The 7119-nt window shown below is 71.7% G+C and carries 5 protein-coding genes; 4 read left to right on the forward strand and 1 reads right to left on the reverse strand.

Translation table 11 applies throughout. The annotated features are described in order from the left end of the window. The first annotated feature begins 102 nt into the window (after positions 1-102). The 3 genes from ABD234_RS07500 (at position 103) to ABD234_RS07510 (ending at position 4227) form a co-directional block, all read left to right on the forward strand. Positions 103-1464 (forward strand): NAD(P)/FAD-dependent oxidoreductase, encoded by a 1362-nt coding sequence (locus ABD234_RS07500; protein WP_038373148.1) that lies wholly within the window; start codon positions 103-105, stop codon positions 1462-1464. A 261-nt stretch (positions 1465-1725) separates the two neighbouring features. Beyond that, positions 1726-2511 carry a glucosamine-6-phosphate deaminase gene (nagB, locus tag ABD234_RS07505; RefSeq protein ID WP_038373147.1) on the forward strand — a complete coding sequence of 262 codons (786 nt, stop codon included), beginning with the start codon at positions 1726-1728 and terminating at the stop codon, positions 2509-2511. Positions 2512-2745: 234 nt separating this feature from the next. Further along, positions 2746-4227 carry an NCS2 family permease gene (locus ABD234_RS07510; RefSeq protein ID WP_038373280.1) on the forward strand — a complete coding sequence of 494 codons (1482 nt, stop codon included), beginning with the start codon at positions 2746-2748 and terminating at the stop codon, positions 4225-4227. 147 nt (positions 4228-4374) lie between these two features. Here the strand turns inward: ABD234_RS07510 and serC are convergent, their stop codons facing one another. Then, complete coding sequence (gene serC / locus ABD234_RS07515; protein ID WP_038373145.1) at positions 4375-5505, reverse strand: phosphoserine transaminase; 1131 nt, start codon at positions 5503-5505, stop codon at positions 4375-4377. 132 nt (positions 5506-5637) lie between these two features. On the opposite strand from serC, the gene ABD234_RS07520 reads away from it, so the two are divergent. Further along, a complete protein-coding gene (locus tag ABD234_RS07520) occupies positions 5638-6387 on the forward strand; it encodes a class I SAM-dependent methyltransferase (protein ID WP_344354816.1) in 750 nt (249 codons plus the stop codon). Positions 6388-7119 lie beyond the last annotated feature (732 nt).

The raw sequence follows: 7119 nt of genomic DNA on the forward strand, positions 1-7119 counted from the left end.
GAGGAGGGCCGATCCGGGCGCGTGCGGAGGGGCCGCGGAGGCGGTGTCCAGCGCCGGGCCCGGTCTTTGTGTCCGGGGCACAAGGGCCATAGGCTGTCGCCCATGAACACCACCACCGGCGCAAAGCCCCATGTCCTCATCCTCGGCGGCGGATCCGTCGGTCTGAACGCCGCGCACGACCTGCGCAAGGCGCTCGGCTCCGAGGTCGCGATCACCATCGTCGACTCCCGCCCGTACATGACGTACCAGCCCTTCCTCCCCGAGGTCGGCGCCGGCTCGATCGACCCGCGCAACGTGCTCGCCCCCCTGCGCAAGGTCCTGGCCGGCACCAAGGTCGTCACCGGAGCCGTCTCCAAGATCCGCCACGAGGATCGCACCGTGGTGGTCACCACCGACGAGGACGTCACCCTCGAGATCTCCTACGACTACCTGGTCGTGGGCCTCGGCTCCGTCCCGCGCCTGCTGCCCATCCCGGGCCTCGCGGAGAACGCCATCGGCTTCAAGCAGGTCGAGGAGGCCATCGCGGTGCGCGACCGCATCCTCGGCAACCTGGCCGAGGCCGCCTCCACCAAGGATCCGGCCGTGCGCAAGCGCCTGCTGACCTTCACCTTCGTCGGCGGCGGCTTCGCCGGCGGCGAGGCGATCTCCGAGGCCGAGGACATGGTCCGCGACGCCCTGCGGTACTACCCCGACCTGCACGCCTCGGACATCCGCTTCGTGCTCATCGACGCCGCCCCGTTCATCTTCCCGGAGGTCTCCGAGGAGCAGCGCGCCTACGCCCTGAACCAGCTGCGCGAGCGCGGTGTCGAGGTCAAGCTCGAGACCTTCCTCAACTCCTGCGAGGGCGGCGTCGTCAAGCTGTCCGACGGCGACGAGTTCGAGACCGACCTGATCGTCTGGAACGCCGGCGTCAAGCCCGCGCCGGTCCTGTTCGACTCCGAGGCCTCCGACCTCCCGGTCATCCAGGAGCGCGGCCCGATGATGGGGCGCCTCGGCGTCCTGCCCGACCTGCGCGTCAAGGGCGAGAACGGCCCCGTCGACGGCGTCTTCGCCGCCGGCGACTGCGCCTGGGTCCCGGACCTGGCCTCCGGCGAGGGCAAGTTCTGCCCGCCCAACGCCCAGCACGCCGTGCGTCAGGGCAAGCGCGTGGCCGACAACATCGCCCGCTCGATCCAGGGCCGCCCGCTGGTGGACTACTACCACAAGAACCTCGGCGTCCTCGCGACCCTGGGCATGTACAAGGGCGTCGGCTACATGATGCTCGGCGACAAGCGCATCGACATGAAGGGCCTGCCGGCCTGGGCCGCGGCGCGCGCCTACCACGTGTACGCGATGCCGACGGTGGGCCGCAAGGCCGCCGTCGTCGCCGGCTGGGTCGCCAACGCGGTGTCCCGTCGCGACATCATCGGCATCCCGCAGTCCTCGACCCCGCGCGCGGCGTTCGAGCTGGCCGCGAAGAAGTGACCCCGAGCGGGACCCGCCCCTGAGGCGGGTCCCGCCGCGGAGACGGGGCCTCGAGCCCGCTCCGCCGGTCGGCGTGCCGACCACCCCGTGCAGCCCACGGCGATCCGTCGCCGTGGGCTGTTCCGCGTCCGGGATGTGAGGTCCGCGGAATCCGTGCATGATCGCCGCCCAGAGGGTAGGCTGTGACCGAACGTGCGCGATTAGGCGACGTAATGATCATGATTCGGCGACCTGCGGGGTCGCCCCACGCGGAGGTTCCTCATGGAGATCGTCATCGCAGCCACCCCCGAGGACGCCGCGCGTCTCGTCGCGGATCGTTTCGAGCAGGCGGTCACCGCGGCCGGGGAGGACGGCATCACCCTCGGTCTGGCGACCGGCTCCTCGCCCGTGGCGACCTATCGCGAGCTGATCCGGCGCCATCGCGAGGAGGGGCTGTCCTTCGCCCACGCCCGCGCCTTCCTGCTGGACGAGTACGTGGGCCTGCCCCGCGAGCACGAGCAGAGCTACTTCCGCTTCATCCGCGACCAGTTCACCGCCCACATCGACATCGACGACGCGACGGTGCTGTCCCCGGACGGCCAGGCATCCGACCCCCTCGCCGCGGCGCAGGAGTACGATCGCGCGATCCGCGAGGCCGGGGGAGTGGACCTGCAGATCCTGGGCATCGGCAGCAACGGGCACATCGGCTTCAACGAGCCCGCGAGCTCGCTGGCCTCCCGCACCCGGGTGAAGACGCTGACCCGTCGCACCGTCGAGGACAACGCGCGCTTCTTCGAGACCGTCGACGAGGTCCCCGTGCACGTGATCACTCAGGGGCTCGGCACCATCGGCGAGGCCCGCCGGATCGTCCTCATCGCCACCGGCGAGGGCAAGGCCGAGGCCGTCGCCGCGATGGTCGAGGGCCCCGTCTCCGCGTTCTGCCCCGCGAGCGTGCTGCAGATGCATCCCACCGTCACCGTGGTGCTGGACGAGGCCGCGGCCTCCCGGCTGCGCGACGCGGACTACTACCGCTACATCCAGGAGGAGCGCCACCGCCTCGCGCGCTGAGCCCGACCGGCCGCGGCGGCACCGGCTGCGGTGATGTCGGCCGCGGCGACATCGGCCGCGGTGATGCCTGTTGTGGTGAAGCCGGCCGCGGTGATGTCGGCAGGGGCGGCGCCGGCCGCGCGGCGCGCTGCGGGGGAGCCGCGCAGGGCGGAGCGACCGCCGCCCGTGCCCGCCGCGGGGCAGATCACGCCCCGGGGATGCGGCCGGCGGCGGTGCGGCCGATAGGTTATGCACATGCCCACCGCACCATCCCTGCAGGCTCCTGCCTCCTCCTCCGCACTGGACCGCTACTTCCACATCACCGAGCGCGGCTCGAGCATCGGCCGCGAGATCCGCGGCGGGCTCGTGACCTTCTTCGCGATGTGCTACATCGTCGTGCTGAACCCTCTGATCATCGGCACCGTGCCGGACTCCACCGGCCACTTCCTGGGCGGCGGCACCGAGCCGAACCTGCCCGCGGTCGCCGCGGGCACCGCGCTCGTCGCCGGCATCCTCAGCATCTTCATGGGCGCCTGGGCGAAGTTCCCGCTCGCGCTCGCGGCGGGCCTGGGCCTGAACGCCTACATCGCCTACTCGGTGGTGTCGCTGCCGGGCATGACCTGGGCCGGCGCGATGGGCCTGATCGTGCTCGAGGGCGTGCTCATCCTGATTCTCGTGCTCACGGGCTTCCGCCGGGCGGTCTTCGCCGCCGTGCCGCCGTTCCTCAAGACCGCCATCGGCGTGGGCCTGGGCCTGTTCATCGCCTTCATCGGCCTGTACAACGCCCGCTTCGTCACCTCTGCGCAGGGCACGCCCGTCCAGCTCGGCAACGACGGCTCGCTGACCGGCTGGCCCACGGCCGTGTTCGTCGTCGGCCTGCTGCTCATGCTGCTGCTGTGGGTGCGCAAGGTCCCCGGCGCGATCCTCCTGGCGATCATCGCCGCGACCGTGCTCGCGGTCGTCCTGGAGAAGGTGCTGGGCCTCGGCGCCTGGAGCGCGCCGAGCGAGGGCGCGCCCGGCAACCCCGGCGGCTGGTCCATGAACGTCCCCGCCCTGGGGTCCTCGCCCGTCCAGATGCCCGACTTCGCGACACTCTTCACGGTCGACCCGATCGGCGGGATCACCGCCGCCGGAGCGATCGGTGCGAGCGTCATCGTCTTCTCGCTCCTGCTCGCGGACTTCTTCGACACGATGGGGACGATGGTCGGCGTGGCCACCGAGGCCGACCTGCTGGAGGCCGACGGGGACATCCCCCACTCCCAGCGGATCCTCGTCGCCGACTCCCTCGCCGCGATCGGCGGCGGCCTCGGGGGCGTCTCCTCGAACACCAGCTACGTGGAGTCCACCGCCGGCGTCGCAGAGGGAGCCCGCACGGGGCTGGCCGCCATCGTCACCGGCGTCGCGTTCCTGCTCACGACGTTCCTGGCGCCCGTGGTCGAGATGGTGCCCTACGAGGCGGCGACCCCGGCCCTGGTCATGGTCGGCTTCCTGATGATGACGCAGGTGACGTCGATCGACTTCACGGACATGGAGAAGGCGATCCCCGCCTTCCTCACGATCATCCTCATGCCCTTCGCGTACTCCATCACCGTGGGGATGGGCGCCGGCTTCATCACCTACGTGCTGATCCGCGTGGTGCGCGGCCGCGCACGCGACGTGCACTGGCTCATGTACGTGGTGGCGGTGCTGTTCGTCGCCTACTTCCTGCGCGGGGCGATCGGCACGCTGCTGCTCTGACCGCCGTGGCTGCTCCGACCGCGATGCCGGTCGGGCGCGGCCGCCCGCGGCCCTGACGGCCGATGCGACGAGGACGGGCCCCGGTGTTCATCACCGGGGCCCGTCCTCGTCCGCGCTGCGCGACGCGCGGGATCGATCCGCTGCGGCTCAGCCGGCCGCGTCGAGCACGTGGTCGAGCACGGCGATGAGCGCCTGCACGTCCTCCGGGGGGACGGAGGGGAAGGTCGCGATGCGCAGCTGGTTGCGCCCCAGCTTGCGGTAGGGCTCGATGTCCACGATGCCGTGGGCGCGCAGCAGCGCCGTGATCTGGGAGGCGTCGATCGCCTCGTCGACGTCGATGGTGGCGACGACCTGCGAGCGCGCCGCCGGGTCGGCGACGTACGGGGTGGTCTCCGCGCGCCGCTCCGCCCAGTCGTACAGCAGGGAGCTCGTGGTGCGGGTGCGCTCGTCGGCCCAGGCGAGGCCGCCCTGGCCGAGCATCCACTCGATCTGCTCGGCCATCAGCAGCAGCGTGGCCACCGCCGGCGTGTTCAGCGTCTGGTCCTTGCGCGAGTTGGCCACGGCCGTGGTCAGCGAGAGGAACTCGGGGATCCACCGGTCCGAGGAGGCGAGCTCCTCGGCGCGGGCGATCGCGGCGGGGGAGAGCACGGACAGCCAGAGCCCGCCGTCGGAGCCGAAGGCCTTCTGGGGGGCGAAGTAGTACGCGTCGGTCTGCGCGATGTCCACGGCCACCCCTCCGGCGGCGGAGGTCGCGTCCACCAGGACCAGCTGATCCTCGGTGGCGCCCTCGGGGCGCCGCACCGGCAGCATGACGCCGGTCGAGGTCTCGTTGTGGGGGTAGGCGTACACGTCGACCTCGGGATCGGCCGCGGGCAGCGTGCGGGTGCCCGGCTCGGCGGCCAGGACGAGGGGCTCATCCAGGTGCGGGGCCCCGCGGGTCTCGGCCGCGAACTTCGAGGAGAACTCGCCGAGCACCACGTGCTGGGCGCGCTCGCGCACCAGGCCGAAGGCGGCCACGTCCCAGAACGCCGTCGACCCGCCGTTGCCGAGCACGACCTCGTACCCGGCCGGGAGGGAGAAGAGCTCGGTCAGCCCTGCGCGCACCCGGCGCACCAGGTCCTTGACCGGGGCCTGCCGGTGCGAGGTGCCCAGCACGTGCGCTCCGGCCTCGGCGAGGGCGCTGATCTGCGCAGAGCGGATGCGGGAGGGACCGGAGCCGAACCGTCCGTCGGAGGGGAGCAGTTCTGCGGGGATCTGCAGGGACTGGAGGTCTGACACGGGGTCTCCTTGCCGGATGCGGGACGGGCTTGCAGGGCCCGGCCGGATCGCCGGGCTCCTCCATTGTGCCGACTCGGACGCGTCACGGCCCGGACGGTCCGCCGAGCGGGTCGCGTCTGGCAGGATCGGGGCATGAGCCGTGCCGATCTCGACAAGAAGCCCTACGACGTCGCGGGGATGTTCGACAGCATCGCCGGGCGCTACGACGTCATGAACAACGTCGCCGCCCTCGGCCAGGTGCGCGGGTGGCGGGCGGCCATGGTCGAGTCGCTCTCCCTGCGCCCCGGGGACACCGTGCTGGATCTCGCTGCAGGCACCGGGACGTCGACCGCGGCGATCGAGAAGGCCGGAGCCCGCGCGGTCGCCGCCGACTTCTCGCTCGGCATGATGACCGAGGGACGTCGCCGCCAGCCCCACCTCCCCTTCGTGGGGGCCGATGCCCAGCGCCTGACCTTCGCCGACGCGTCCTTCGACGCCGCCGTGATCTCCTTCGGCCTGCGCAACGTCCAGGACCCCCGCAGGGGACTGGCGGAGATGGCGCGCGTGGTGCGCCCCGGCGGCGCCGTGGTGGTCTGCGAGTTCTCGACGCCGACCAACGGTGCCTTCCGCGGGGTGTACCAGAGGTACCTGCTGCGCGCCCTGCCGGCCGTGGCGAGCCGGTTCGCGACCCAGCCCGACGCCTACGACTACCTCGCCGAGTCGATCCTGGACTGGCCGGCGCAGGAGGAGCTGCGCCGGTGGTTCGCCGAGACGGGGCTCGTCGGATGCCAGTACCGCAACCTCAGCGGGGGGATCGTCGCGCTGCACCGGGGCTACGTCCCCGCCGAGGACGCCGCGACTCCGGCGCAGACCGGAGCTCCCGCCCCGGGCGACGCAGCCTGAGCCCTGCCCGGGGCGACGCGGCCTGAGCCCTGGCCCGGGCGACGCGGCCTGAGCCCTGGCCCGGGCGTGTCGGGGGCTGGCTCCTCGCACCCCGGGGCCGTCCCTGCACCGTCCGGGGCTGCTTCTGGCTCTCCGGGGCTTCGCCGGGGCGGCCGGGTTCCCACCGGGACAGCCGGGAGCCGACCCCGGGCCGGCCGGGCTCGATCCCGTGCCGGCGCGGCTCGACCCCGGGGTTCCGGGGCCGTCCCCCCGAGGCATCGGAGCCGGATCCCGCCTCTCCGGGGCCGGGACACCACGGGCCCATCCCGGTACCGCCGCCCGACGCGGAGGACATATCTGCGGGCTGACCTGCAGCGATGCAGGATCGAGGCGTCCTCGAGCCGCGGCTGTGTCGCAGCACACGTGCCGAAAGTGGGCTCTCGAGTTGCGCGGGGGTCGGGGCGTGCGTAATGTATTCCCTCGTGCCCCGGTGAACGGGACGGGAACGAGGAGTGATCCTCAGGGTCCGGATCGGTCGCTGACCAGGCATTGAGCTTCATAACTGAATCGGACTCGCGGCGCGGATCACACCGAGCGGAGTTGACGAGGGAAGCGAAAGCCTCTAAGCTTTAGGGGTTGCCTCGGAGCGGATGAGCCGAAAGGTTCGGAAGTCTGAGTGCGCGTGTTGTTTGAAATCTCAATAGTGTGTCTGTTTGTTGATGCCAAATGTTTTGTTTGGCAGTTGACGGATGA

It is taken from the genome of Brachybacterium phenoliresistens, assembly GCF_039530785.1.
Classification (GTDB): domain Bacteria; phylum Actinomycetota; class Actinomycetes; order Actinomycetales; family Dermabacteraceae; genus Brachybacterium; species Brachybacterium phenoliresistens.